This window comes from Alteromonas sp. 4NH20-0056 (genome assembly GCF_057539655.1).
In genome coordinates, this window is the sequence record NZ_BAAJLS010000001.1 from 276,940 (window position 1) to 302,365 (window position 25,426).

Sequence of the window (25,426 nt, forward strand, 5' to 3'; positions counted from 1 at the left end):
CCCTCATAAGAGGGGCAAATTGGAGAGGTTTTCTACCAGAAACTGACTATGAATGCGCAACGGCCTCAAACCCTGCGTCGCCGTTAGCTCCTGGCTTTACCTGCTTTTCTGCATATACCAACGCATCATGGAGGTTATCAAAGGTGATAATACCCGGATGATGGCTATTAATGCTTTCAAGCACGTTATCAACAGTGGCATTGGCGCCACAAATAATGAGCTGTCTTCCCGCCGCAATTGCATCAGACGTAACCGTCTCTACCGCCATGGCCGCAGATACATCCATTAGTGGTACACGAGTGAAGTCGAGGATCATAAACGTTGAGCCTGGCTTCACGCGCTCACGGACATGATGTCCTAGATCGGCTGCAGCGCCAAAACTTAACGGCCCACCAAAGCTGAAGATAGAAACCTTATCTTTTAGCGACGCTAACAGCGCGTTCTCTTTTGGATCGTTAAGCGACTCAGGAATTTTCTTCAACTCTTCAATTTGCAACTGGGCAATTTGACGTACATACGCCAAAGCAGCGAATACAACACCAACACCCACCGCAGTAATAAGGTCAACAAACACCGTCAAACCTAGTACAGTTAGCATTAACGCGAAGTCCCAACGTGGGCCTTTATGAGCGCGCTTCAAATAACCCCAATCGATTATATCAAGGCCGACTTTAACAAGAATACCAGCAAGCACAGCATGAGGTATTTTAGCCGCAAGTGGGCTCAACCCTAATACGATTGCCAATAAGACGAGGGCATGCACCATACCTGAGATGTTGCTCTTGCCTCCGCTTCTAATGTTTACCACGGTACGCATGGTTGCACCTGCACCTGCGATACCACCTATTAGGCCTGCAAACGTGTTACCAATACCTTGGCCAATGAGCTCTTTGTTGCTGTCATGACGTGTACGTGTCATGTTGTCGGCAACAAGTGACGTTAACAAGCTATCGATAGCACCTAAGACGGCAAGAATAAATGCTGCTTCAAGAATAAGAAGCGCTTTACTTTGGTCGAATACCGGAAGATGAAGGCTAGGAAGTCCCGTTGGTATATTTCCTAACACAGGTACCGTTAACGCTAAGCTTACCAGCGTGCCTATGATAAGCGCAGCCAACGCACCGGGTACAAACTTACCTAAAGATGGTGGCCATTTATACGCTATAACAAGCGTCCCAAGGCCTAGTGCCAACGTTACGAAATCGATGTCAGCCAAGGCTGTCGGAATATAACTAAGCGCACCGATAGTGCCACCTGGAGGCTCATGGCCGAGCAACCGACCAATCTGTAGTATGATAATAATTGCACCAATCCCGGACATAAAGCCAGAGATAACCGGATAAGGCACCAACCTGATGTACTGCCCGACACCCAAGACGCCAAAAATTATTTGAAAAATACCCGCTATAATCACTGCTGTGAAAATCAGGCTAGCGTCCCCTGATAAACTTGCAAATAGCCCCGCTAGTACAACGATCATAGGCCCTGTGGGGCCAGAAATCTGTGCAGGAGTACCTCCAAATAATGCGGCAAAGAAACCGACCGCAATGGCGCCGTATAGGCCAGCCATTGGACCGAGCCCCGATGCTACACCAAGTGCTAATGCAAGAGGTAGCGCAACGATACCTGCGGTTAAACCACCGGTTAAGTCGCCGCGTAAATTCGTTAAATCAAACTTAATCATAGTGAACGTCCTATTCTACGCGTTTTAAACGTGCTTCTGCTGCGGCTTGATCCATAGCCTCAAATTCACCATTTTCGCCGTTGTAACAAAGTACATCGCCGCTACCAATATTATAAACCCAACCATGAAGTTGTACTTGCCCTGTTGCAATCTTCGCCGCAACCGAAGGATGGGTACGTAAATGCTGTATCTGTTGCACAACATTCTCTTTTGTAACCGCTTCTAAGTCTTCAATTGAAAGTGGATCGTGACCGCATCGCTCTTTCACAACTTCTGTCGCAACGCGGCAGTGACCTAACCACTCTTTTACATGCGGAAGTGAATCTAGGCCTTCAGGGTGTATTGCACCCTTCATAGCACCACAATCAGTGTGACCGCAAACTACAATGTGCGTTACGCCTAGTGCAGCAACAGCAAACTCAATAGACGCAGTCATACCGCCAGTTTGATTACTGTGAGGCGGTACGATATTGCCCGCATTTCTACAAATGAAAAGCTCACCTGGGTCTGTTTGTGTTACCAAGTTGGGGTCGATGCGCGAATCCGAGCACGTGATAAATAATACTTCTGGGTTCTGGCCGTTTGCTAGCTTTTGAAAGGTAGCCTTCTTATTTGGATACACTTCCTTCTGAAACTTCGCAACACCTGTAATGACATGATCCATACAACTCTCCAATGACTTTTAATATTTTTATTTAATAGTTTGTACGCTAGTGTCGCTTGATAGATTAATAGTTTAATATACTATCTGGTGATAGCCAATTACTATCAAACACACTAATTTTACATTTCGGGTAGAAATAATGCAGCTTAACGGCAAGACACCGTCGATAAATCAAATACGCTACTTTGTAGCCGTCGCTAAACATCTGAGTTTCAGGCACGCGGCTGCTGTTCTTGGCATTAGTCAACCTACGTTGACCAGCCAAATTAATGCGCTTGAAGGTATTATTGGCGTAACGCTTTTTGAGCGTTCTAGAAGCGGAACCATGCTATCACCCCAAGGTAAAGAGCTATTCGAGTCTGCAGAGAATGTTATTCTTGCAAGCCTTCGCTTCAGTGAAATTGCTCGAGATTTGTCCCAAGGCGAAATTGTGACTTACCGGCTTGGTATACCGCCAACACTCGGTCCTTATTTACTTCCTCACATATTGCCAGAACTACACAAACAAAAACCTGGGTTACGCTTTTACGTAAGAGAAGCGGCTCCCCAAGCATTACAGCATGGACTTTTACATGGTGAATACGACCTCGTATTATCACCACTATCTGGTGAACACTCGCAACTTATAACTCACCCATTGTTTAAAGAACCATTAAAATTTGTTATTCCCACTGATCATCGGCTGAATGGAAAGGCATTTGTAAAACCTCGCGAACTGGCTGGGGAAAAGGTGCTTACCTTAGAAGATAGACATCATTTTCATCATCAAGTTCAACAGCTTTGCGATAAGCTAGGAGCCGACTTACAACGAGATTACGAGGGAACGAGTTTAGATACATTGCGTCAAATGGTTGTAATGGGTATGGGCGTCGCATTTCTCCCTGGTCTTTATATTCATTCGGAACTTCACAAACCCGAAGCCTTGCATGTATGCGAAATAGACGATATGCCAATCGAACGCGAACATTCTCTTGCTTGGCGAAACACAGCCCCGGGTAGAAAAACCTTTAGGGAGATATCGATTTTAATTAAAAATATTATTTCAATGAGGCTGTCTGGTGCAGTATCAATTGTTGAAGGCAGTGACAGTCACTAAAAACCTAAGGATAAAAGCCTACATAATTTATTGCTGTTTCTGAAAACCGTGGCTTGGGCGTCGGATAAACACGCCCAAGCACACGCTATTTTTATGCGATATTGAAAACCGCGTTAGACGAGAATAAGACAGCGCCTAGCTATAAAAACAAAGGTAGGCACTGGCAACGTTTACTTTTACGTCAAAAGAAACATTAGCTTCGACTGTGAATGAAGTGCCAGCAGGAAATGATTGCCATTGCTCACTGCCTGGTAAGCGAACAACCAATTCTCCCTCAACGACTTTCATAAGCTCGTGCTTACTTGTATCGAAGGTATACTCGCCCGGTGACATTACCCCTGACGTACATGGACCGCCCTCAGCCTCAAAACTAATAGAGGTTACTTTATTATCGAAATAATGATTTACTGAAAATGCCATACTACTTCCTAAATGTGATGTTCACTGTTTTACACTGCGAATAGATTAGCGGCCAACTAAACTGGCCGTTCTTGCGTTATATTTTAAATTGCCCGACTAACTCTTTTAATTCAGTCGATACGCCACTTAACTGTGTTGCTTCTACCGCCAGTTCTTCGGCATGCTGGCTGGTTTTGTCACTAAGGGTCGTTATCGCCACCAGAGATTTATTGATATCCTGCGCTACCTCGGTTTGTTGCTCTGTTGCCAACGCAATATACGTACTTTGCTCGTGAACCTGCCCAATCGCATTGTTGATGTGCGCTAGCGTTTCAACCACGGTTTGCGTTTTTTCAACTGCCGTTTGGCTTCGCATTTTACCCGTTTGCATAACTTTGTCCGTGCGGTCGGCCATCACTTGCAGACGCTCTACCATTTTACGAATATCGGTGGTTGAGTCTTGTGTTCGACTCGCCAACGAGCGGACTTCATCGGCCACCACAGCAAACCCTCGACCTTGCTCCCCCGCTCTCGCCGCCTCAATAGCCGCGTTTAATGCAAGTAAATTGGTCTGTTCTGCAATACTGTTAATCACATCAATCACTGCACCAATATTCTCTGACTCTTTACTAAGCCCACCTACTACTTCAACGCCATCATTAATGGCATCGGCTAGCGCATTAATTTCCGACATGGCCTCTCGCGCTTGCTCGCTCCCATTCGTTACCAGTTCATCCGCTTTCGTCGCTGCAGTACTTGATTGATGTGCGTTTTGCGAAATCTCAACAACGGTTGCAGCCATTTGAGTGACCGCCGTCGACACGTTATCAACTTGGCTACGCTCTTGTTTTATCTCGTGACTGGTACTTTGGGATACGTCACGAAGATGATCAGCAGCGCTTGATACCGCTTTAGTATTTTCAGCTGTATCCTTAAGTAACACGCGAAGTTTATCTGTGAAACGATTGAATTCATTGGCTAGTGCACCTAACTCATCTTTGCTTTGGATATCAAGACGCTTTGTGAGATCGCCATCCCCGCTCGCTATTTCTGACATCGCATTTCGCATACGAGTTAGTGGCTGAGTAATCTTTGCACTCGCAAAATAAGTTATTGCCGCAATCAGTGAAATAATGACAATGGCTACAACGATTGCCGTAGTAATGGCATTATTGATAGGGGCATTAATAATACTTGCCGGCACGAGTATCCCTACCGACCAATCCATTTGTGGTGTATCAATACGCGCATGTCGATAAATAGCAACATAGTCAACACCACGCCATGTAACATTGACCATTCCGTTCTTATTGCGATTAATGTCTGAAACAAGCGGTTTGAAACCGCTTGTTTCATCAAACAGGGTGTCAAACGAACTTAATGGTGAACTGAGCGCTAAGGCTTTATCTTGCTTAGGGAAGTAAACGATATTTTGTTTATCGTCTAACAGAAACGCCGTTCCCTGCCCTTCATACTTTATTGCATCGATTACGTTGCCAATGGTGCTGATAAGAATATCGACACCACCGACGCCTATAAGCCTGCCATTTTGAAACACTGGCGCCTGCACCACTGCCGACACACTACCGTCTTGAGAATCAACAGCAGGAGGCGTTACGTATAGCGCTCCGCGCTTAACTGCAGTAGTAAACCAAGGGCGCTGCGTAGCGAAATACCCTGCGTTGGGGTTGCCGGCATCAGGGCCCGATGTTTCAACACCAACCCGACCTTCTTCGTAAAAATATTCCCCTGTAATAGCAGAACCAAAAAAAGCAGACTTAATATTTTCATCTGTTTCACTGATATTTCTAAATTGGGTGGTTATACGTGAAGCCCCATCGAGTGCAGCATATGGCGCACCTCGATTTTGATGCTCAGCAAAAAAATCTTTTAAGAATGGGTTACCGAGAAAAGTCTTTGCAACGCCGCCGTAGGTACTGAAGAAACCTTCCACTTCATTTGCTTCATTACCAACCAATGACGCAAGTTCTTGCTCTACACGCAGACGCGTGCTGTCTCCGACGATACTGACAAGGAATACTGCGGTTATTAGTAGCATTACAGCAATGCTTCCCCCCACAATAAATACAAACTTTTTTTGAAGTGATGATTGCATGCGAACTACTCTTCTTATTATTGTAATTGCATCGTGCGTCGCTATTCAAAACCGTAAAAATCGCGCAGGTTTGAATGCTGAGATGCTTATTATTATTAGATACACGTGGGCTCAGTTAAACGAAAAAACCACACCGAGCGCTATACTACTTTGTAATACAACATGGTGATTTACAAGAGAGGAAAGTAGAAAAAAGGGAGCTTTTTAAAAATTATTCGCAAAAAGCGGGCTGCTTTTTCCACACCAAAAGTAGGTTGTTAGCAGGCATTACAATAACCTCACTTAGCGTTAACGTTTTCACCCAACTTTTTAACTCTTCCACATCTCGATAACCACCACAACCTCGCTCAAGCAAAGAGGCATGAAATTCAGCGTTACTTTGTGAAGAGAACTGCCCTTGTTGGGTAAACGGGCCATATTGACAAAATACGCCGCCAGCGGGTAGGTTTTCATCCACATCTTGCATCAGCATAATTACCTCTTCTTTTTGCATGATGTGAGCAGTATTCGCGGAGAAGATTGCGTCAAAATCACAGTCTGCGAGTGTATGGACACCAGCAACGTATTCAACTGGCCTTACTAAGTTGGTTGATGGGTACGCATCAATCCATTGATTGATACCATCATGATAGGGAGGCTGATCGCTAGTGTGCCACGTGACGTGAGGAAGGTTACTCGCGAAATAAACAGCATGCTGCCCGGTTCCACTACCCACTTCGAATACCGCTGTAGCGTTCGTTAACGCTCGCCGTAATACGTGCAATATTGGGCCTTTATTGTTCTCACAGGCTTGGCTGAATGGTTTAGTCATAATTGTCCCCTTGTTGCGTTATGGTAATGTCGAATAATGGTTTACCCGCGTAAGCGGTGATAGCACTCGCCTTTCACCTAAAAACAAAACCACCATAAAAAATAAGGCCTGCGAGAGCAGGCCTTATCGTTGAACTAGTCACTTAAATTAGGCCCAAGCCATTTTTCTGCTTCTTCTAAAGACCAGTTTTTGCGCGCGGCATAGTCGGCTACTTGGTCACTCTGTATTTTCGCTACAGCAAAATACTTAGCGTCTGGATGTGAGAAGTACCAACCAGATACTGACGCACCAGGCCACATTGCATAACTTTCAGTTAGCGTCATGCTGGTATGCTCTTTAGCACTTAACAAATCCCAAATAAGCTGTTTTTCAGTGTGCTCAGGACAGGCAGCATAGCCTGGGGCAGGACGAATACCTTGATACTTTTCGCGGATGAGATCGTCATTTGTTAACGTTTCATCTTTTGCATAACCCCAGTACACTTTTCTAACTTGTTGATGAAGATATTCAGCAAACGCTTCAGCAAGACGGTCAGCTACCGCTTTTACCATGATGCCATTATAATCATCGCCGGCTTTGATAAAGCTGTCGGCCAGTGCATCCTCTCCAATCCCACCAGTAACAGCAAAAGCACCGATATAATCGTTTATACCGCTATCTTTGTCGGCCACAAAATCAGATAAGCAGTAGTTTGCAAACTTATCTTTAAACGTTTGTTGGCGCAAATGATGGGCAACGCCCTTAACGTCTTGACGGGTTTCATCTGTATACACTTCAATATCGTCACCCACCCTGTTAGCGGGGAATAACCCTATCACGCCTTTCGCTTCCAACGCGTTGTCAGCGATAATCTTGTCTAACATCGCGTTTGCGTCAGCGAACAACGATTTCGCCTCTTCGCCCACGACTTCGTCGTTCAGTATACGAGGATATTTTCCTGCCAAAGACCATGTCAAAAAGAACGGCGTCCAATCGATGTAGTCTCTAAGTACACTAAGTGAAGCCGTGACAGGTGTCACCCCTAACGAGGCAGGTTTTACTGGCTTGATGCTAAAATCAGGCTTGAACGCATTCTGCCTTGCTTGTTCAAGAGAAACCGGTTTGGTTCGCGGCTTTTTGCGCGCGTGCTGGTCCCTTACTACGTCATATTCTTTCGCTAATTCTTGCGCATAAATATCTCGAGATGCTTTATTTAGCAGGCGCTGACATACTCCTACCGCACGACTAGCATTGGGTACATAAGCTACTGGCGCATGATAATGCTGTTCAATCTTCACCGCAGTGTGCGCCTTAGATGTTGTGGCACCACCAATCAAAAGAGGTAAATCAAAGCCTTGGCGTTCCATTTCTTTTGCCACATGCACCATCTCATCAAGTGACGGTGTAATGAGACCGGACAAGCCAATCATGTCTACATTTTCTTCTTTAGCCACTTTTAAAATCGTTGCAGCAGGCACCATTACGCCTAAATCAATGACCTCGAAGTTGTTACACTGTAGTACAACGCCTACGATATTTTTCCCTATATCATGGACATCACCTTTAACGGTCGCTAGCAAGATTTTACCGTTACTTCTTGCATCATCAGATTTTTCAGCTTCGATATAGGGTTGTAAATGCGCTACTGCTTTTTTCATCACCCGCGCCGATTTCACAACTTGAGGAAGAAACATTTTTCCTTCGCCAAATAGATCACCCACTACGTTCATGCCATCCATTAATGGCCCTTCAATAACGTGAAGTGGCCGCTGCGCTTGCAGTCTCGCTTCTTCAGTATCGTCGAGAATATAGTCGGTTATTCCCTTGACCAACGCATGTTCCAAACGTTTATTTACATCTTGCTCTCGCCATGTAAGGTCTTCTTTCGCAGCAGCCTTACCATCGCCTTGATATTGCGGAGCGATATCAAGGAGCCGCTCAGTACTGTCGCTACGGCGGTTTAAAATAACATCTTCTACCGCATCACGAAGTACCTTCGGGATCTCGTCGTACACTTCTAACTGGCCCGCATTCACAATAGCCATATCCATTCCCGCACGTATCGCATGGAATAAAAATACGGAATGCATGGCTTCTCTGACCGGATTATTGCCCCGAAATGAGAACGATATATTAGAAAGGCCACCTGAGATATGTGCATAAGGGCATGCGCGGCGAATCTCTCGCGTTGCCTCAATAAAATCTACAGCATAGTTATCGTGCTCTTCTATTCCCGTCGCAACCGCGAAAATATTCGGGTCGAAAATGATATCTTCGGGTAGAAAGCCAATTTCTTCGGTTAACAGCTTGTAGCTTCGCTTACAAATCTCAACTTTTCTTTCTTTTGTATCCGCCTGACCTTTTTCATCGAAAGCCATGACAACGGTTGCTGCGCCAAAACGTTTTATCTGCTTTGCTTGTGACAGAAAGCTCTCTTCGCCTTCTTTAAGGCTGATGGAGTTAACTATTGCTTTACCCTGTACGCACTTCAGCCCCGCCTCTATGACTTCCCATTTTGATGAGTCAATCATAATAGGCACACGACTTATATCGGGCTCGGACGCGATAAGATTCAAAAACGTTACCATTGCTTGCTTAGAATCAAGCATGGCCTCATCCATATTGATATCGATGATTTGTGCGCCGCTTTCAACCTGCTGCTTAGCCACATCTAACGCAGCTTCGTAATCGCCATCTAAAACTAGACGTTTAAACCGGGCTGAGCCCGTTACATTGGTTCGTTCACCAATATTTATAAATGTAGAAAATTCTGCGCTCACTTCGTGCTCCTAGTGTACAAATGGCTCTAGGCCTGACAGACGCATTTTAGGTTCAAACGAGGGGATCGCCCTTGGGGTAATACCGTCTACCGCCGCGGCAATATCACGAATATGCTCTGGCGTACTGCCACAGCACCCCCCTACTATATTCACGAGCCCTGATTCAGCCCACTCTTTGATATGTTCCGCCATTTCCGGCCCTTCCATATCATATTCACCGAACTCATTAGGCAACCCAGCGTTAGGGTGAGCAGAAATCAAACATTCGCCTATGTTTGATACCTCTTCAACGTATTGTCGAAGCAAGTCAGGGCCTAGCGCACAATTCAGGCCAAACGAAAATGGACTAACATGTCGCATTGAATAATAGAAAGCCTCTGCGGTTTGGCCTGACAAGGTCCTGCCAGACGCATCGGTTATTGTTCCAGAAATCATTACGGGCAAGTAGATATCTAGCTTTTCAAAAACAGTTTCCACTGCATAGGCCGCTGCCTTAGCATTGAGGGTATCGAAAATCGTTTCCAGCATAATCAAATCAACACCACCCTCAATAAGCGCTTGTGTTGACTCACTGTATGACTCTACTAGCTCGTCAAACGTGACGTTGCGCTTGCCAGGATCGTTAACATCAGGTGATATTGATGCCGTGCGATTAGTAGGCCCTAACACCCCAGCTACAAATCGCGGTTTATCTGGTGTTTTGGCTGTGTAAGCATCTGCTGCCTTTCTTGCAAGGTGTGCAGCAGCAATATTGATATCGCGAGAGTGCGCTTCCATGTCGTAATCTGCCATGGCGATAGTGGTTGAATTGAACGTATTAGTTTCAATAATATCGGCGCCGGCTTCAAAGTAATCGCAGTGTATTTGATAAATAATGTCGGGCTGGGTGATAGAAAGGAGATCATTGTTTCCTTTCACGTCGCAATGCCAGTCAGCAAACTGTTCACCGCGGTAATCATCTTCTTCAAGTTTATGGCGCTGAATCATTGTTCCCATAGCACCATCTAAAATAAGAATGCGTTTTTTTGCTGCGCTAGCAAGTGATGCTCTTGCGCTGTTTACAGAATCTTGACTCACGCGTTACCTCTTTGGCTGTGATTTTTCAGCAAGCTGACTTAAGTCGTACGGTGTAGTTTGATAAACATAGTAATTTAACCAATTGGTAAAGAGCAAACTGCCATGAGAACGCCACCTTACTATTGGTGATTTATCAGGATCATCGCCTTCAAAATAGTGCTTGGGAATACTCGGCGACTGTCCAGCATCTCGATCTCTAAAGTATTCATCTTTTAATGTATCTGTATCATATTCGGGATGACCGGTAACAAACACCATACGTTTATCTTCTGATGCAACAACATACGCACCCACATCGTCTGACTCGGCAATAACATTAAGACCATCAACACTATTATAGTTAGCCGTGTCGATGTGCCCATAACGTGAATGAGGCGCATAGAACGTAGGGTCAAAACCTCGTAAGAGCTCATTGTTAGGATCGTTCACTCGATGCTCATACACCCCTGAAAACTTTTCATCTCTAAGTGTACGTGTCACACCATAGAAGTGATACATCGCCGCATGCGCCGCCCAACATAAATATAAGGTAGAGTTAACATGACGTTGTGCCCATTCTAATATCGTGGTCATCGTTTCCCAATACTTAACATCTTCGTAGTCAAGCAGCGCTAACGGCGCACCGGTAACAATTAAGCCATCATATTTTTTCTCAGCCACTTGGGAGAAATCGTGATAGAACGCATCCATATGCGACTGAGGCGTATTTTTGGGCGCTTGATTATCAATACGAATGAGGTCGACATTGATCTGAAGCGGCGTGTTCGATAACAAGCGAAGTATTTGCACCTCAGTTTCAATTTTATTAGGCATAAGGTTTAAAATGCCTACCTCGAGAGGTCGAATATCTTGATTCGCCGCTCTGTCACTTTCCATTGTAAAGATATTCTCGCCTAGCAACACGTCCTGGGCGGGAAGTTGGTCTGGGATTCGAATTGGCATGGAAGGCTCCAGTCATAATAGTAATGACTGTATTGTGGCTAATAAGACGAAGATGTCAACATCTTTACGTCTAGACGTCTAAACGTTTTTTTAAGACTGGGTTTTGTGCACCATCATTAACATTTCTGCTTCAGCGCGAGGAATATCGCACGCATCCATAATCTCTTCTATCGAGGCCCCTTGTTTTACAAGGTCTGCCGCACGCTGATAAAGGCGTAAAGATGGGTCTTGAAGCTTTTGTTCTCTTAATTGATTATCGAAGTCATCTTGCTTAGTTTGTAGCGCATGCACATGCTTGGCGACAACGAGGCTCCGCGCTTGCGCTTCGCTTTGTTGGTGAGTGACATGCTTTACTTGTGCATCAATATTCGCCGTATAAACTGACATATCCTCTTTAAGCAGATCCATTGTGATGCGAATACGCTTAAGCAATATGTTTTGCCACACTATTAAAATAAAAGCGATAAGCAACCCTAACGCTAATATCAAGGTTTCTAATGTAACAGCTGCAAATTGCCATTCCATGTGCATAACACTCCTCTACGACAGGAAAGTGAGCGAATAAAAAAGGCATGATGCGCAGGGCAACATGCCTTTCCATCGAGCAGTTAGATACTGCTCAATTCATCCCACTCTTCATCGCTAAGAAGTTTGTTCAAGTCTACCAAAATAAGCAGCTCGCCATCACGATTGCTCACCCCTTGGATAAACTTGGCACTTTCTTCTGTACCAACGTTAGGTGCACTGTCAATTTCAGAAGACTTGAGATAGACCACTTCTGCAACACTGTCGACCAGTATACCCACCACTTGCTCATCAGATTCGATAATAACAATACGTGTATTATCGGTTATCTCTGTGGGCGGCAAACCAAAACGCGCTCGCGTATCAATAACGGTAACAACATTACCTCGTAGGTTAATGATACCTAGCACATAATCTGGGGCGCCGGGTACCGGTGCAATTTCGGTATAACGCAATACTTCTTGTACTTGCATTACGTTAATACCGTATGTTTCTTCACCTAGGCGATAAGTAACCCATTGAAGGACCTCATCATTGCTGTCGGCACTATTACTATTTACTCTTTCGTCGCTCATGAACCTGGCTCCCAATACTATGGCGTCTGGTCGTTACTACCTAAGCCTTTGTTAAGCATAGATATTAATTCCTCAACGTCAATTAACGCGCACATTTTTTCTTTTACCATCCCGGCTAACCAAGGACGTTTACCTGTGGACTCGCGCCATTTAACGTCAGCGTTTGTTAACGTTACTGTGTTGACCAATCTTTCACTGGCCAGTCCCCACGAACTATCCCCTAACATTATAAGATATCGGTAGTTAAGCGATTGTGCGAGGTTTTCATCATATTTTTCTGGCATTACCCATTTTGCAGAGTCGATAACATTAAGTTTAGACTCTCGGTGCATCATTATCCCCATAAACCAGTCTGGTTTACCGAAAAGCGGCCCTATTTTCTCTATTTGATGTATGCCACCAAGTGTCGTCAAGGGTACAGCAAGCGTCAGTCCCGCCACCTCAAAGAATAACGCTTGAAAGCGATTTTCGAGAGTATCCTTTAGTGGAACTTTTCTAACAGACGCTGCCGATTGCTCTTTGCTCTCAGACGTCTCTTCGCTTACCGCTGGTTGCTTAGGGGCTCTAGCAACGATGTGCTCTTCGGGCACGCTCTTTGTTTCTAGAACCTTTGCACTGGCTTTCGACTCGACCTTCGTTTCAACAACTGAAGGACTAGGCTCTGCAAGTGCGTCCTCTGCCATAAATTGTGATGCTTGCTCGAGCAGCTTGGCTGTTCGAGCAGTAACATCGTTAGGATCATCAGGTTCTTTCAAGAGACTATCTAAATAAGCCTCCATAACCTCTTCACGGGCAAATGGCGATTGCTTGTTCATACCGGTACTACTTCTCCAAAACCTCAAGCAATTTTGCGTAGGCTGTCACGCCTCGCGTTTTTGGGTAGGCAGCAGATATAGGCAGTTGTACCAAACTCGCATCTCTAAAGTGCGTATCTACTGGGACAACACCGTGCCACACCCTCTCGCCATAGTCAGTCATCAAACGTTTTCTTGATGCTAATGCTGCATTCGTTCGTTTGTCGAACATCGTTGGAATAATCACAGTATCAAAAGATTTCTGTAAAGAACGCCCCATGATTTCCATCGTTCGAATCATCCTATCTAACCCTTTAAGTGCTAAATATTCAGTTTGTGTTGGCACGATAACCTTATTACAAGCGGCTAATGCATTTACCATCAACACGCCGAGCACAGGGGGACAGTCAATAATTGCAACATCGAATTCATTGTCTATCTTCGCTAGCGCTTTTTTAAGCACCAATCCCATGCCCTGCTCACTTCCCATCGTTCTGTCCAAGGTGGCAAGTGCCATGGTCGCTGGAAGCACGTACAAGTTATCTATCTTAGTCGGACACAAACAGTCCATTACTTTATCGGCAGTCAGCGCAGATGATTGAATAAAAATGTCATAAACAGAATGACTTAATGCTTCAGAATCAATACCGAAGTAATAGCTGAGCGAGGCATGTGGATCAGTATCTATCATCAATACACGCTTGCCACGCTGTGCCAGCAAACCACCGAGGGTTACGGTTGTTGTAGTTTTACCTACTCCCCCTTTCTGGTTTGCCACTGTCCACACTTTCATCGTTTTAATTCCATGACTTACTTAACTGAATATAGCGACTGTTACCTTTCAGCATAGCTGAATAATGCCGATTTCACTTCATCTCCGTTTGAATACAGCTACTCATATCGTCAATATTTATACTTTTAGTCGAAATATTTGCAACAGCTACCGCTTGCGGCATGCCATAAACAACACACGAATCCTGATCTTGTGCCCATACAGTGGCTCCATCGTGTTTAAGCTGTCGACACCCTTCTCGGCCATCCGCTCCCATTCCCGTTAATATAACGGCTAACACGTCGCCACCGAAGGCTTTGCATAACGAAGCAAAAGTAAGGTCTACGCTGGGCTTGTAATTAATTTTTTCAGACGGACTAGCGTCAGTGATGATAATTTTTTTATGCAGGCCATTATTTTCTATCAGCATCTGCTTTCCCCCTGGCGCTAGGTAGGCACAGCCTGGTTTTAACACGTCACCATGTTCAGCTTCTTTTACTGAAATATTGCAGTGGGTATCTAAACGTTGCGCAAATGCAGAGGTAAAGGTGCCCGGCATGTGTTGTACTAAAATTATAGGATAAGGGAAATCTTGAGGTAGCGGCGACAATACCTTTTGAAGCGCAACCGGACCACCTGTTGACGCACCAATAGCGAGGCATTTGTAACGTTTTCCCGATGCAGAAATAGACGACACAGTTGGCTGAGTAGTGGCATCTTTTCGACCTGACAATATCCCAGATGTTTTGAAAAATGCTTGTTTTGGTGCGCCTGGAGGGAGTTTTTTAGCCTCGTCACTTCGAAATGTAGGCCGTTTAAAACCCACTTTTCTACGTGCAATTAGCCTTACCTTGGTGCACAACGTTCTTGCAGCGTCCTTTCGGTTTTCAGCAATATCTTCAAATCGTTTAGGTAAAAAGTCTAGTGCTCCCGCCTCAAGTGCATCAAGCGTAGCCTGAGCGCCATGATGGGTCAGCGAGGAGAACATTAATATAGGGAGAGGGAACTTCTCCATTATGGCCTTTACCGCAGCAATGCCGTCCATAATGGGCATTTCGACATCCATTGTCACAACGTCTGGAGAAAGTTGTTTTATTTTATCGAGCGCGTCGCGCCCGTTTCGTGCTTCACCAATTACTTCTAGTTCTCTATCGTCGTCGAGAATTTCTTTTACTCGACGACGATAAAAAGAAGAATCGTCCACGACCAAGACTTTGAAGACCATGGAATTTAGTTTCCTATATATTGCGCTTTCGTTTTTATTTTAATGATTTTCGCGCGTACCGCTTAAGTAAGCTTGGAATATCTAGTATAAGTGCAATACCACCATCAGACGTTATCGTTGCACCCGCCATGCCTGGCGTTCCTTGTAATAATGCGTCTAACGGTTTAATTACCACTTCTTCTTGACCAATTAGCGCATCTACTACAAAACCGACTTGCTGTGTACCAATCTGTACTACAACAACGTGTCCTTTATCGCGCGCTATGTTTTTAGGGCCTCGAATTAACCATTCTCCTAAGAAGAATAACGGTATCGCTTTCGAGCGAACAATCATTGTCAATTGCCCGTCAACGGTGTTTGTTTTCTTTATATCCATGTTGATGATCTCGCTTACCGAACCAAGAGGTAAAGCAAATGTTTGGTTGCCCACAACGATCATCAATGTCGGCAGAATAGCGAGTGTTAAGGGTACTTTAATCTCTAAACTCGTACCTTTACCCAACTGTGAATCAATATTAACCGTACCGTTTAACTGGTTAATCTTGGTCTTCACTACATCCATGCCAACGCCGCGCCCCGAGATATCGCTTATCTCAGTTTTCGTTGAGAAACCAGGCGCGAAAATAAGGTTGAATGCCTCCACATCAGACATTCTTGCTGCTGCATCAGCGTCAAGTACGCCTCTGCTGATAGCGATATCCTTAAGCTTTTCTGGGTCCATCCCTTTACCATCATCTTCAATGGTCAAAAGAATATGGTCACCCTCTTGCGAGGCAGAAAGTTTAACCGTCCCCATACTTGGTTTGCCTGCCGCTTTACGATCGTCAGGCATTTCAATACCGTGATCAACAGAGTTTCTCACCAGGTGAACCAATGGGTCTGCAAGTGCTTCAACCAAATTCTTATCTAAATCTGTCTCTTCGCCTTCTAATTCAAGGGTAATTTCTTTCTTTAGACTTCTCGCCAAATCTCGAACAACGCGAGGAAAACGTCCAAATACCTTCTTGATAGGCTGCATGCGGGTTTTCATTACCGCACCCTGCAAATCGCCTGTTACCACATCAAGGTTAGCGATAGCCTTCGACATGCTCTCGTCATTGGTATTAATACCTAAACTGATGAGACGGTTTCTTACCAACACTAACTCGCCGACCATGTTCATGATTTGGTCTAGTCGTTTCGTGTCAACGCGAACAGTTGTTTCGGCTTGAGGTGGCGCAGGGGTTGATTTTTTCTCGTCTTTCTTTGCCGCTTCAGGTGCCGCAGACTGCTTTGCTGGTGTCGGTGCGGGAGCTTTTGCCGCAGGCGTACTTTTAGGCGCTGCAGGCTTCGCAGGCGCAGAAGCTTTTGCTTGCTGGATAGCCTCTGTTGCTTTTTTATCAACCACAGCCGCTTTAGGCGCTGTGTCTTGCTTAGTCGGGCCCTGACCAGAACCATGAAGCTGATCTAACAAGGCTTCAAATTCATCATCGCTTATTTCATCGCTGTCCGATGAAGCTGCAGGTGCAGGCGCCGGCGCTGCTGCTGGCGAAGACTCAGCCTCGGCAGAAAATGAACCTTTACCATGAAGTTCGTCTAGTAGTGCTTCAAACTCATCGTCTGTAATATCATCACCACTAGCGGCCGCAGGAGCGGCTGCTGGCGCGCTCGACGCTACAGTTGGCTTGTTATTTTCACGGCCAGGTGCCGTAGAGCCGTGGAGTTCGTCGAGTAGCGCTTCAAACTCATCTTCGGTAATTTCGTCGATGCTACCGCCAGTACTTGACGATGCTTCAGGAGCCGGAGTTTCTTCAACGCTAAATTCTTCGTCAACTTCAACGGCTTGAGGCGCTGCATCAGATGCATCACCGAAAATATTTTCATCCGGTGTTTCTGGGCTGCTCAACTTGTGAAGGGTGTCTACGAGTTGTTGGCTTGCGGGCACAAGCGGCTCACGCTGCTTGACGTTTTCAAACATCTCAACGACAACATCGGTGGCTTGCAGAATAATATCCATGAGTTCTGGCGTAAGGGTTCGTTGCCCGTTACGCATGACATCAAAAACATTTTCAGCACCATGGCATATTTCTACGAGTTCAGTGAGTGCTAAGAAACCAGCACCACCTTTTACTGTGTGATATCCACGAAATATCGCGTTAAGAAGATCTGCATCTTCGGGATTGTTCTCAAGATCAACGAGCTGTTCTTGTAATTGTTCAAGTATCTCTCCAGCTTCAACTAGAAAGTCCTGTAATATATCCTCGTCAACATCAAACGACATGCGCCCGCTCCCCTAAAAACCTAAGCTAGACAAAAGATCATCAACATCATCTTGACCCGATACAACGTCATCCCGTTGTTCCGCGTCCATAATGGGACCCTCTGCCACTACACCATCTATATTATCGACAGGTTTACTCGATGCCTTAGCTTGTTCTGCTGATTCAGGCTCACCAAACATGGTAAGCATGTTAACCAAGCTCTCTTCAACCTCTTTGACTAGGTCTATAACTCGGCGAATAACTTGACCGGTGAGGTCTTGATACCCTTGAGCCATTAGCACTTCAGTAAGCAAAGAAGTCAATTTAGCTGACTGTGAAGCTCCCTCTTCCAACAACTCATCCAAATCAGCACATAGCACCTTGAACTCACCTAATTCCAGTTGGCGATTCATCAGCTTCTTCCATTCAGGCATCACGTTTTCGATTCGTGATGAAAGTGATTCAGCAAGCGGCATACTCGCCTCTACTGCATCCATAGTAGTATTAGCTGCTTTTTCGGTTTCTTCAATGACATACGTCAAACGCGTTTGTGCGTCTGGTATATCGGCATTGGCCAAATTTTTAATACGGTCGTCAATTTGGAAGTTGTTTAATGCGTCATGTAATTGGCGCGTCAACTTACCGACTTCAGCGAAGAGTTCAATTGACTCTTTCATTGATGCGGCTTCTAACAGCGCACTTGCCGATGCATTATCGCCTGCTTCCAAATAAACGACGAGTTGTTTTGCTTCTTCTAACGAAATAGGGACATTCACATTTGTCGACATCCAGTAAACCTCATTTCTGTGGTGAGCGTCTGGATCAACCTAAACGTTCGAAGATCTTATCTAGCTTCTCTTTCAACGTTGCAGCAGTAAAAGGTTTTACAACGTAACCATTTACGCCGGCCTGCGCCGCAGCAACAATCTGCTCTTTCTTGGCTTCAGCCGTTACCATTAAGACAGGTAAATGCTTCAATTTATCGTCCGCCCGAATCGCGCGCAGTAAATCGATGCCTTGCATGCCAGGCATGTTCCAATCCGTTACAACAAAGTCGAAATCGCCCTGTTGAAGCATTGGCAGCGCCGTACTACCGTCGTCCGCTTCCTGGATATTGGAGAAACCCAAATCTTTGAGCAGGTTTTTTATGATACGTCTCATGGTTGAAAAATCATCAACCACAAGAATTTTCATATTTTTATCCAAAATTGCCTCCAGTGAGGTGTTAATTGTTATTAATATCTATTCTTCGTCAGCTTGCCACGACTTCATTCGTGATTTGAGTTTTAACATGGCCTGACTGTGAATTTGACTGACTCTTGATTCACTTACATCAAGAACTTCACCTATCTCGCGAAGGTTCAATTCTTCATCATAGTATAAAGACAGCACTATCGCTTCTCGCTCTGGTAATGTAGTAATAGCATGTGCTAGCGCTTTTTGAAAAGCGCCTTGCATCAAATCTTCCAGCGGTGCGTCGCTTCCTCGACTTTGTTCTGTCGATATTACGTCCTCAGACACCCCTAAATCTTCAATGCCAACCAGCTTTCCTGCATTTACCTCATTGAGCATCTGATGATAATCTTGCACACTAACATTTAGTTTTGCAGCAATATCAGAATCTCTCGCATCTCTCCCTGTCTCGCCTTCAACAAGAGAAATTGCTTCCGTGATGGCCCGCCCATTTTTATGCACTGAGCGAGGTGTCCAATCACCTTTTCTAATTTCATCTAGCATGGCTCCGCGGATACGGATGCCAGCAAATGTTTCAAAACTCGCGCCTTTTGAACCATCGAAGTTTCGAGCAGCTTCTAACAATCCAATCATGCCTGATTGGATGAGATCATCAACGAGCACACTCGCTGGCAGACGCGCCAAGAGATGATGTGCTATACGCTTAACAAGCGATGCGTGTCGCTCGACAAGCTGCGCTTTGTCACTCTGTTGTTGATAAGCGGCTGCTTTGCTATTCAACGTTGATTACCTACTGCTTTTTCTGCGACTAATTGCTCAATAAAGAACTCTAAATGTCCTCCCGGTTGCGCCGGTATGGGCCAAGAGATTGCTTTGTTCGCTAACTGACTAATTGCTATCGACGCCGGTGAACTTGGATAGGCGTCGACGATAGCGGTTTGTTTGCGCACAGCTCGACGAATATTCTCGTCAAACGGCACGGTTGCCACTAATTCTAGTGCAACATCAAGAAAGCGCCCTGTTACTTTACTCAGCTTACTAAATAATTCCTGCCCTTCGCGCACATCTCGAACCATATTCGCCACAATCTTGAACCGAAACACGCCGTGTTCTCGATTAAGTAGTTTGATAAGTGCGTAGGCATCTGTCAGCGAGGTAGGCTCATCACATACCACAACCATTATATCTTGCGATGCTCTAGAGAAACTAAGCACCATGTCAGAGATGCCTGCCGCGGTATCGACGATAAGAACATCAATTTGCGACCGTAACTCGCTGAAGGCGCGAATTAGCCCTGCGTGTTCGGTTGGAGTAAGCTCGGCCATAGACTGCGTACCCGACGTTGCGGGCGCAATTTTAATGCCGTGAGGGCCTGTTACCAAAACGTCATCAAGCGTACATTCGCCGGAAAGAACATGAGAAAGGTTTTTCTCTACTCGCAATCCCAACATAACGTCTACGTTAGCCAGACCTAAGTCAGCATCTAACACCATGACACGCTTGCCCAGCTTTGCCATCGCAATCGCTGTATTCAACGTAATATTTGTTTTACCTACGCCACCTTTACCTCCGGTGACGGCGATAACTTTGATTAACCGTGATTGCTTCATTTTTCGTAAGCTACTCGCTTGATCGTCAATCATACTGCTCGCGCTGTTTTAACCACATCATTAGCACTAGTATGATTCAAACCGTACTTTTTATAAAGCTTTGCAGCAGCAGATACTAAAGATTTTGCTTCTGCAATCTTAATGTCTTCAGGAACCTTCTGTCCATCGGTGACATAACTGACCGGTAATTGGTACTCTACTACAGCACTCAACACTTCTCCTAAAGAATAGCACTCATCTAGCTTTGTAAAGATACAACCACTTAACTCAATACCATCAAAAGCATTAATAATGTGCTGAAGTGCAGGATACTGGGTATTTGCCTGCGCAACCAAATATTTTTTAATATTAGGCATTTGGCCGTTTTCAAACTGTTTAACCTGTTTAATAAGTCGACTATCTCGCTGACTAAACCCTGCAGTATCGATAAGAATTAACCGCTTATGACGCAGTTGAAATAGTAAATCAGCCAACTCTTCGCTGCTCTGTGCTTTACGCACCGTACACCCGATAATCTTTCCGTAAGTCGCAAGCTGTTCAAACGCGGCGATTCTATATGTATCAATAGTAATCATTGCCACCGATTCTGCACCATATTTTTGCGCATATCGAGCAGCCAATTTGGCAACCGTTGTTGTCTTACCAGTTCCCGTTGGCCCAACGAGCGCAACCGCACCTTGTTGGGTAAGTATATCGTTACCTGTCACGTTGATGCGATTAGCCAATAGGTTTAAAAGATAAACCCAAGCATCACGCTCATTGTAGTGCGTGGGCGTATAGCTAATGAGTTGATTGGCAACATTTTGGCTTAATCCCATGTCGATAAGGCGTTGTGTTAGATATTGATGGACCGGGCGTTGACGGCTTTGCTTTGCCTCCATCAAATCTGCAACTTGATACTGCAAAACATTGCGAAGCGATGCAAGCTCTTCTTTTATTTGAGAAAGCTCATCTGAATTCGAGTGATGCGTAACTGTATCTTGCACGTTATCATTGGGCTGAAATGTGGGGTTATTGACAGGCTGCTGTGCGTCTAACTCGTCGATAAATGCGTCTGAGAAATCAAGATGAGAAGCAATGTTGTTCGCATGCTGTGCATTGGCCGCATTGTTACGTGGCGAAGTAGCGTCTGCCGGGCGTGACGCAGAATTAGGTGTCCCGCCGTGCTGCTTCTCTAGCAACGCTTTTAAACTATCAGGGCCATCGTCACCGATAATTTCACTCAAGCTAGGCGTGTTTGCATGCGTACCTTGTGACTGGGCTGTCGGCTTTTTAATTGCAATTTTAGCTTCTGGCTCTTTGTCATAAGCGGCAACCAGTTCAATGCCATCAGCAACTTTGCGGTTTGACATGATAACCGCATCGCTCCCTAGTTCAGCTTTCACCTGACTTAAGGCCTCACGCATATCTTTGCCAAAAAAACGTCTAATTTTCATTGCAATCTCTCCAATCACCCTGTGTCATATTATTGACCAACAGAACTGACTATTTTTATCTGCTTATCGTCGGGCACTTCTTGGTATGAAAGTACGTGTAACCCAGCGACTGAATATTTTAAAAAGCGTGATAGTACAGGTCTTAACATTCCTGACGTGAGGAGCACTGCCGGCTCGCCTTCTAGTTCTTGTTGCTGACTCGCTTGCTGTAGCGATTTTTGCAACTTATCGGCTAGCCCTGGCTCAATACCAGCGCCGTCTTCCCCACCCGCTTGAAGAGATTGGTGCAACATCTGTTCCAACTCTGGCGCCAGAGTTATGACAGGTATCTCTTTTGCACCTTGGGTTATTTCTTGTGATATGAGACGTTTGAGTGAAATACGCACTGCAGACACCAATACGTCTGGGTCTTGGCTACGTGGGCCATATTCACTAAGGGTCTGAACAATCGTTCGCATATCTCTAATCGGTACACCTTCAAAAAGCAACGTTTGAAGCACTTTTACTACAGTGCTTAGCGGAAGAATATCCGGCACTAATCCTTCCACCAACTTCGGATGATGTTTAGCGAGCATATCAAGTAACTGCTGGGCCTCTTCGTGCCCAAGGAGTTGGTAGGCATTATTCGTTAATAACTGACTAAGGTGCGTTGCCACTACGGTAGCCGCATCTACCACCGTATACCCGAGTGTTTGCGCATGTTCGCGCTTATTAGGTTTGATCCACACTGCGTCTAAACCGAACGCTGGGTCTTGCGTAGCGCGGCCCTCAAGCTTGCCAAATACCTGACCAGGATTAATGGCTAACTCTTCATCATGACTAATTTGTGAATCGCCGATTGTCACACCTAGCATCGCAATGGTGTAGGTATTCGGCTCTAAGTCTAAATTATCGCGAATGTGCACGGGCGGAACAAGAAAACCAAGTTCTTGGGACAGCTTTTTACGCACCCCTTTGATACGCGTCAGTAGTTCACCACCTTGCGACTTATCAACCAATGGAATAAGACGATACCCAACCTCTAATCCAATGGTGTCGACTTGCTGCACATCATCCCATCCTAGCTCTTTTACCTCAGGTGCCACTAAATCGTCTTTAGATACCGTGTCTGGCACTTGAGGCTCTGCGGCTTTTCGCTTAGCTGAAGTACTTTGCCAATAAGCAAAACCAGCAATTAGGAAAGAGAAACCAAGAAACGCAACATGGGGCATCCCTGGTATAATACCCATAACGAACAGCACACCAGATGCAATATAGAGGGCTTGATTGTTACCAAGCTGACTGCGAATTTCTTTACCCATTTCTTGGGTTTCATTTTCACGAGTAACAATAATAGCGGTCGCCACAGACAGTAATAGTGAAGGAATCTGCGCCACTAACCCGTCACCGATAGTTAAAATCGTATACACCTCAATGGCAGAACCAAACGCCAGACCATGTTGAATCATACCAATAAACAAACCACCCACAATGTTTATCAACATAATGAAAAGGCCTGCGACCGCATCACCTTTAACGAATTTTGATGCACCATCCATTGAACCGTAAAAGTCCGCTTCAGCAGTAATTTCTTCTCGACGTAATCGGGCTTGGTCTTGATCGATGTAACCTGCATTAAGGTCAGCATCAATAGCCATTTGCTTACCGGGCATAGCATCCAAAGTGAAGCGAGCGCTTACTTCTGAAATTCGTCCCGCACCAGCAGTTACTACTTTAAAGTTGATAATAAGCAAAATAGCGAACACGACGACACCGACCGCATAGTTGCCGCCGATGACCACGGCGCCGAACGCCTCAATCACTTTACCTGCCGCATCACCGCCTTCATGACCGTATAAAAGCACGACCCTTGTGGAAGCAACATTCAGGGCTAATCGCAATACCGTAGCGATAAGTAATACTAACGGAAAGATACCGAAGTCGACGGGCTTTTGAGTGAGTACTGCCACCAAAATAATGACTAACGATAGCGCAATATTAAAGCTAAACAGTACATCTAAAAGAAATGGAGGCATGGGCAGAATAACCATGCCCATAATAGCCAAAAGGACAATTGGCGCACCCAAACCGCTGGTGATGCGCTGCATCTGACTTTTGTCGAATCGTTGAAGGTAGCCGGCTAACTGCATTTCAGACGTTCTCTCTATCGGAAATTTGACGCTTTACGCGTCTTGAAACCATTATTCCAATAGCATTACAACTACCATGCCAGCTTTAAATTTTTTTGGATTAACCTTTATAAATACGAAAGCTGCTTGTCTTTTGAGCAGTTTGAAAGGTGGAATATCTAACGACGTAACTCTCTAGGAATAGGCAAGTCTCTTTTAAGCGGTTTAGGTTTCTTACCTTTACCTGCACGGTACGCTTTAAGCTGATAAACATGGGCCAATACTTGCGCTACCGCCATGAATAATGCATTAGGCACTTCATCGTCTACTTCGGTGGAATAATAAATAGCGCGGGCTAGCATGGGCGAAGGAATAAGCGGCACATCGTTCGCGGTAGCAATCTTCCGAATATGCATGGCAAGTTCGTCAGCGCCTTTCGCTACTAGCACCGGTGCCCGCACTCCACTTTCATCATATTTAATCGCAACAGAGAAATGTGTTGGGTTGGTGACTACGACGTCTGCATTGGGAACTTCTTGCATCATACGCTTTGTTGCCGCTTGATACTGCAATCGTCTAATGCGACCTTTGACCATAGGGTCGCCTTCCGCGTTTTTACGTTCGTCCTTAACCTCTTGCTTGGTCATTTTCATTTCTTCGTTGTGCTTATACACTTGATACGGCACATCGATAAGCGCAATAGGGATCATACCGCATGCTAAAATAAGAAAAGCCCACTCAAGCATGTCGAGCGCATGGAAAATATTCCCTGGATAGAGTTCCATATCTAAATGAAGCGCTTCGTCTTCGAAATAAAGTAATGCCGTTATGGCCATGCCGATGATGACAATAACTTTCGCAATTGATTTTATTAACTCAACCAACCCGTTAGTGCCGAACATGCGCTTGAAGCCGGCCAGAGGGCTCAGTTTTGACGCTTTTGGCTTTGTCCCTTCCCAAGTGAAATTATATCCACCTAGTGCAATAGAGCCATAAATCCCCGCGATCATAGCAACTATCATGTAGAGTAATACGGGTGATCTTATCGTTGTAAAGGCCTCACCCCATGCAGAAAACATATGGGTGGTATCGTAGGTTTCATCGCGGGATAATATAAACATACGTTGCATAAGAGAAAATACCGACTCGGCAATCCACCCGCCCAAAAATAAGAACATTATTGCGCTTACGATAAGTACTAGTGTGGTGGATAACTCTCGTGAACGGGCGAGCTGACCTTTTTTTCGGGCGTCTTCGAGTTTTTTCCCCGTGGGGTCTTCTGTTTTTTCGCTTGAATCAGCCATATATTAATCCATAGACACAATAAAATGGGTTAGACAAAACGGTATTGGAAAGTGCGTTGTTTACATTCCTCACTTTCCAGTACAAAGAACAAAGA

Annotated in this window: 22 protein-coding genes; 1 reads left to right on the forward strand and 21 read right to left on the reverse strand. The window is 45.2% G+C overall.

From position 1 onward, the window contains the following. Window positions 1-46: 46 nt before the first annotated feature. Both AC27EZ_RS01275 and AC27EZ_RS01280 read right to left on the reverse strand, forming a co-directional pair. Entirely contained in the window at window positions 47-1,684 is a 1,638-nt protein-coding gene (locus AC27EZ_RS01275; protein ID WP_487133571.1) for a SulP family inorganic anion transporter, read from the reverse strand. 10 nt (window positions 1,685-1,694) lie between these two features. Then, the gene (locus AC27EZ_RS01280) at window positions 1,695-2,348 is read right to left on the reverse strand and encodes a carbonic anhydrase (RefSeq protein ID WP_487133572.1); all 654 of its coding nucleotides are present in this window, start codon (window positions 2,346-2,348) and stop codon (window positions 1,695-1,697) included. A gap of 139 nt (window positions 2,349-2,487) precedes the next feature. Here AC27EZ_RS01280 and AC27EZ_RS01285 point away from each other — a divergent pair, with 139 nt between their 5' ends. Then, on the forward strand, window positions 2,488-3,444 hold the full coding sequence (locus tag AC27EZ_RS01285) for a hydrogen peroxide-inducible genes activator (RefSeq protein WP_487133573.1): 957 nt from the start codon (window positions 2,488-2,490) through the stop codon (window positions 3,442-3,444). Window positions 3,445-3,579: 135 nt separating this feature from the next. Here AC27EZ_RS01285 and ppnP read toward each other — a convergent pair whose 3' ends face one another. The 19 genes from ppnP to flhB all read right to left on the reverse strand — a co-directional run bounded on the left by ppnP (window position 3,580) and on the right by flhB (window position 25,331). Next, window positions 3,580-3,864 carry a pyrimidine/purine nucleoside phosphorylase gene (gene ppnP / locus AC27EZ_RS01290; RefSeq protein WP_487133574.1) on the reverse strand — a complete coding sequence of 95 codons (285 nt, stop codon included), beginning with the start codon at window positions 3,862-3,864 and terminating at the stop codon, window positions 3,580-3,582. Window positions 3,865-3,940: 76 nt separating this feature from the next. Beyond that, entirely contained in the window at window positions 3,941-5,959 is a 2,019-nt protein-coding gene (locus AC27EZ_RS01295) for a methyl-accepting chemotaxis protein (RefSeq protein ID WP_487133575.1), read from the reverse strand. 211 nt (window positions 5,960-6,170) lie between these two features. Beyond that, window positions 6,171-6,770, reverse strand: coding sequence for a DUF938 domain-containing protein (locus tag AC27EZ_RS01300; protein WP_487133576.1), 600 nt, complete (start codon window positions 6,768-6,770; stop codon window positions 6,171-6,173). A gap of 134 nt (window positions 6,771-6,904) precedes the next feature. Continuing rightward, window positions 6,905-9,529 carry a methionine synthase gene (metH, locus tag AC27EZ_RS01305; protein WP_487133577.1) on the reverse strand — a complete coding sequence of 875 codons (2,625 nt, stop codon included), beginning with the start codon at window positions 9,527-9,529 and terminating at the stop codon, window positions 6,905-6,907. 9 nt (window positions 9,530-9,538) lie between these two features. Beyond that, a complete protein-coding gene (locus AC27EZ_RS01310; protein ID WP_487133578.1) occupies window positions 9,539-10,606 on the reverse strand; it encodes a homocysteine S-methyltransferase family protein in 1,068 nt (355 codons plus the stop codon). A 3-nt stretch (window positions 10,607-10,609) separates the two neighbouring features. After that, window positions 10,610-11,548 (reverse strand): homoserine O-succinyltransferase MetA, encoded by a 939-nt coding sequence (gene metA / locus AC27EZ_RS01315; protein WP_487133579.1) that lies wholly within the window; start codon window positions 11,546-11,548, stop codon window positions 10,610-10,612. 90 nt (window positions 11,549-11,638) lie between these two features. Beyond that, window positions 11,639-12,073, reverse strand: coding sequence for a DUF2802 domain-containing protein (locus tag AC27EZ_RS01320; RefSeq protein ID WP_487133580.1), 435 nt, complete (start codon window positions 12,071-12,073; stop codon window positions 11,639-11,641). An 83-nt stretch (window positions 12,074-12,156) separates the two neighbouring features. Next, window positions 12,157-12,648: a chemotaxis protein CheW gene (locus tag AC27EZ_RS01325; protein WP_421133922.1), complete on the reverse strand. Its 492-nt coding sequence runs from the start codon at window positions 12,646-12,648 to the stop codon at window positions 12,157-12,159. A 17-nt stretch (window positions 12,649-12,665) separates the two neighbouring features. Further along, window positions 12,666-13,463, reverse strand: a complete 798-nt coding sequence (locus tag AC27EZ_RS01330) for a chemotaxis protein CheW (protein ID WP_487133581.1) — start codon at window positions 13,461-13,463, stop codon at window positions 12,666-12,668. Window positions 13,464-13,470: 7 nt separating this feature from the next. After that, window positions 13,471-14,235, reverse strand: a complete 765-nt coding sequence (locus tag AC27EZ_RS01335; RefSeq protein ID WP_487133582.1) for a ParA family protein — start codon at window positions 14,233-14,235, stop codon at window positions 13,471-13,473. A 73-nt stretch (window positions 14,236-14,308) separates the two neighbouring features. Then, window positions 14,309-15,439 (reverse strand): protein-glutamate methylesterase/protein-glutamine glutaminase, encoded by a 1,131-nt coding sequence (locus tag AC27EZ_RS01340; protein WP_487133583.1) that lies wholly within the window; start codon window positions 15,437-15,439, stop codon window positions 14,309-14,311. A 34-nt stretch (window positions 15,440-15,473) separates the two neighbouring features. Then, a complete protein-coding gene (locus AC27EZ_RS01345; RefSeq protein ID WP_487133584.1) occupies window positions 15,474-17,699 on the reverse strand; it encodes a chemotaxis protein CheA in 2,226 nt (741 codons plus the stop codon). Window positions 17,700-17,711: 12 nt separating this feature from the next. Beyond that, entirely contained in the window at window positions 17,712-18,467 is a 756-nt protein-coding gene (locus tag AC27EZ_RS01350; RefSeq protein ID WP_487133585.1) for a protein phosphatase CheZ, read from the reverse strand. Between the two features lie 34 nt (window positions 18,468-18,501). After that, on the reverse strand, window positions 18,502-18,885 hold the full coding sequence (gene cheY, locus AC27EZ_RS01355) for a chemotaxis response regulator CheY (protein WP_108567833.1): 384 nt from the start codon (window positions 18,883-18,885) through the stop codon (window positions 18,502-18,504). Window positions 18,886-18,921: 36 nt separating this feature from the next. Then, window positions 18,922-19,653 (reverse strand): RNA polymerase sigma factor FliA, encoded by a 732-nt coding sequence (locus AC27EZ_RS01360; protein WP_487133586.1) that lies wholly within the window; start codon window positions 19,651-19,653, stop codon window positions 18,922-18,924. Continuing rightward, window positions 19,650-20,516: a MinD/ParA family protein gene (locus AC27EZ_RS01365; RefSeq protein ID WP_487133587.1), complete on the reverse strand. Its 867-nt coding sequence runs from the start codon at window positions 20,514-20,516 to the stop codon at window positions 19,650-19,652. The genes AC27EZ_RS01360 and AC27EZ_RS01365 overlap by 4 nt, the downstream gene beginning before the upstream one ends. Further along, window positions 20,513-21,919 (reverse strand): flagellar biosynthesis GTPase FlhF, encoded by a 1,407-nt coding sequence (flhF, locus tag AC27EZ_RS01370; RefSeq protein ID WP_487133588.1) that lies wholly within the window; start codon window positions 21,917-21,919, stop codon window positions 20,513-20,515. The genes AC27EZ_RS01365 and flhF overlap by 4 nt, the downstream gene beginning before the upstream one ends. A gap of 29 nt (window positions 21,920-21,948) precedes the next feature. Further along, entirely contained in the window at window positions 21,949-24,048 is a 2,100-nt protein-coding gene (gene flhA / locus AC27EZ_RS01375) for a flagellar biosynthesis protein FlhA (protein WP_487133589.1), read from the reverse strand. A gap of 158 nt (window positions 24,049-24,206) precedes the next feature. Then, window positions 24,207-25,331, reverse strand: coding sequence for a flagellar biosynthesis protein FlhB (gene flhB, locus AC27EZ_RS01380; RefSeq protein WP_487133590.1), 1,125 nt, complete (start codon window positions 25,329-25,331; stop codon window positions 24,207-24,209). Between the last annotated feature and the right edge of the window lie 95 nt (window positions 25,332-25,426).

Bases quoted from the DNA above. Each gene is read 5' to 3' on its own strand.
- flhF (WP_487133588.1), bottom strand. From the start codon at position 21,919: ATGAAAATTAGACGTTTTTTTGGCAAAGATATGCGTGAGGCCTTAAGT.
- AC27EZ_RS01285 (WP_487133573.1), top strand. From the start codon at position 2,488: ATGCAGCTTAACGGCAAGACACCGTCGATAAATCAAATACGCTACTTT.
- AC27EZ_RS01320 (WP_487133580.1), bottom strand. From the start codon at position 12,073: ATGGAATGGCAATTTGCAGCTGTTACATTAGAAACCTTGATATTAGCG.
- AC27EZ_RS01295 (WP_487133575.1), bottom strand. From the start codon at position 5,959: ATGCAATCATCACTTCAAAAAAAGTTTGTATTTATTGTGGGGGGAAGC.
- flhA (WP_487133589.1), bottom strand. From the start codon at position 24,048: ATGCAGTTAGCCGGCTACCTTCAACGATTCGACAAAAGTCAGATGCAG.
- AC27EZ_RS01330 (WP_487133581.1), bottom strand. From the start codon at position 13,463: ATGAACAAGCAATCGCCATTTGCCCGTGAAGAGGTTATGGAGGCTTAT.
- AC27EZ_RS01350 (WP_487133585.1), bottom strand. From the start codon at position 18,467: ATGTCGACAAATGTGAATGTCCCTATTTCGTTAGAAGAAGCAAAACAA.
- ppnP (WP_487133574.1), bottom strand. From the start codon at position 3,864: ATGGCATTTTCAGTAAATCATTATTTCGATAATAAAGTAACCTCTATT.
- flhB (WP_487133590.1), bottom strand. From the start codon at position 25,331: ATGGCTGATTCAAGCGAAAAAACAGAAGACCCCACGGGGAAAAAACTC.
- AC27EZ_RS01300 (WP_487133576.1), bottom strand. From the start codon at position 6,770: ATGACTAAACCATTCAGCCAAGCCTGTGAGAACAATAAAGGCCCAATA.
- AC27EZ_RS01280 (WP_487133572.1), bottom strand. From the start codon at position 2,348: ATGGATCATGTCATTACAGGTGTTGCGAAGTTTCAGAAGGAAGTGTAT.
- AC27EZ_RS01340 (WP_487133583.1), bottom strand. From the start codon at position 15,439: ATGGTCTTCAAAGTCTTGGTCGTGGACGATTCTTCTTTTTATCGTCGT.
- AC27EZ_RS01365 (WP_487133587.1), bottom strand. From the start codon at position 20,516: ATGATTGACGATCAAGCGAGTAGCTTACGAAAAATGAAGCAATCACGG.
- AC27EZ_RS01325 (WP_421133922.1), bottom strand. From the start codon at position 12,648: ATGAGCGACGAAAGAGTAAATAGTAATAGTGCCGACAGCAATGATGAG.
- AC27EZ_RS01275 (WP_487133571.1), bottom strand. From the start codon at position 1,684: ATGATTAAGTTTGATTTAACGAATTTACGCGGCGACTTAACCGGTGGT.
- AC27EZ_RS01335 (WP_487133582.1), bottom strand. From the start codon at position 14,235: ATGAAAGTGTGGACAGTGGCAAACCAGAAAGGGGGAGTAGGTAAAACT.
- AC27EZ_RS01345 (WP_487133584.1), bottom strand. From the start codon at position 17,699: ATGTCGTTTGATGTTGACGAGGATATATTACAGGACTTTCTAGTTGAA.
- metA (WP_487133579.1), bottom strand. From the start codon at position 11,548: ATGCCAATTCGAATCCCAGACCAACTTCCCGCCCAGGACGTGTTGCTA.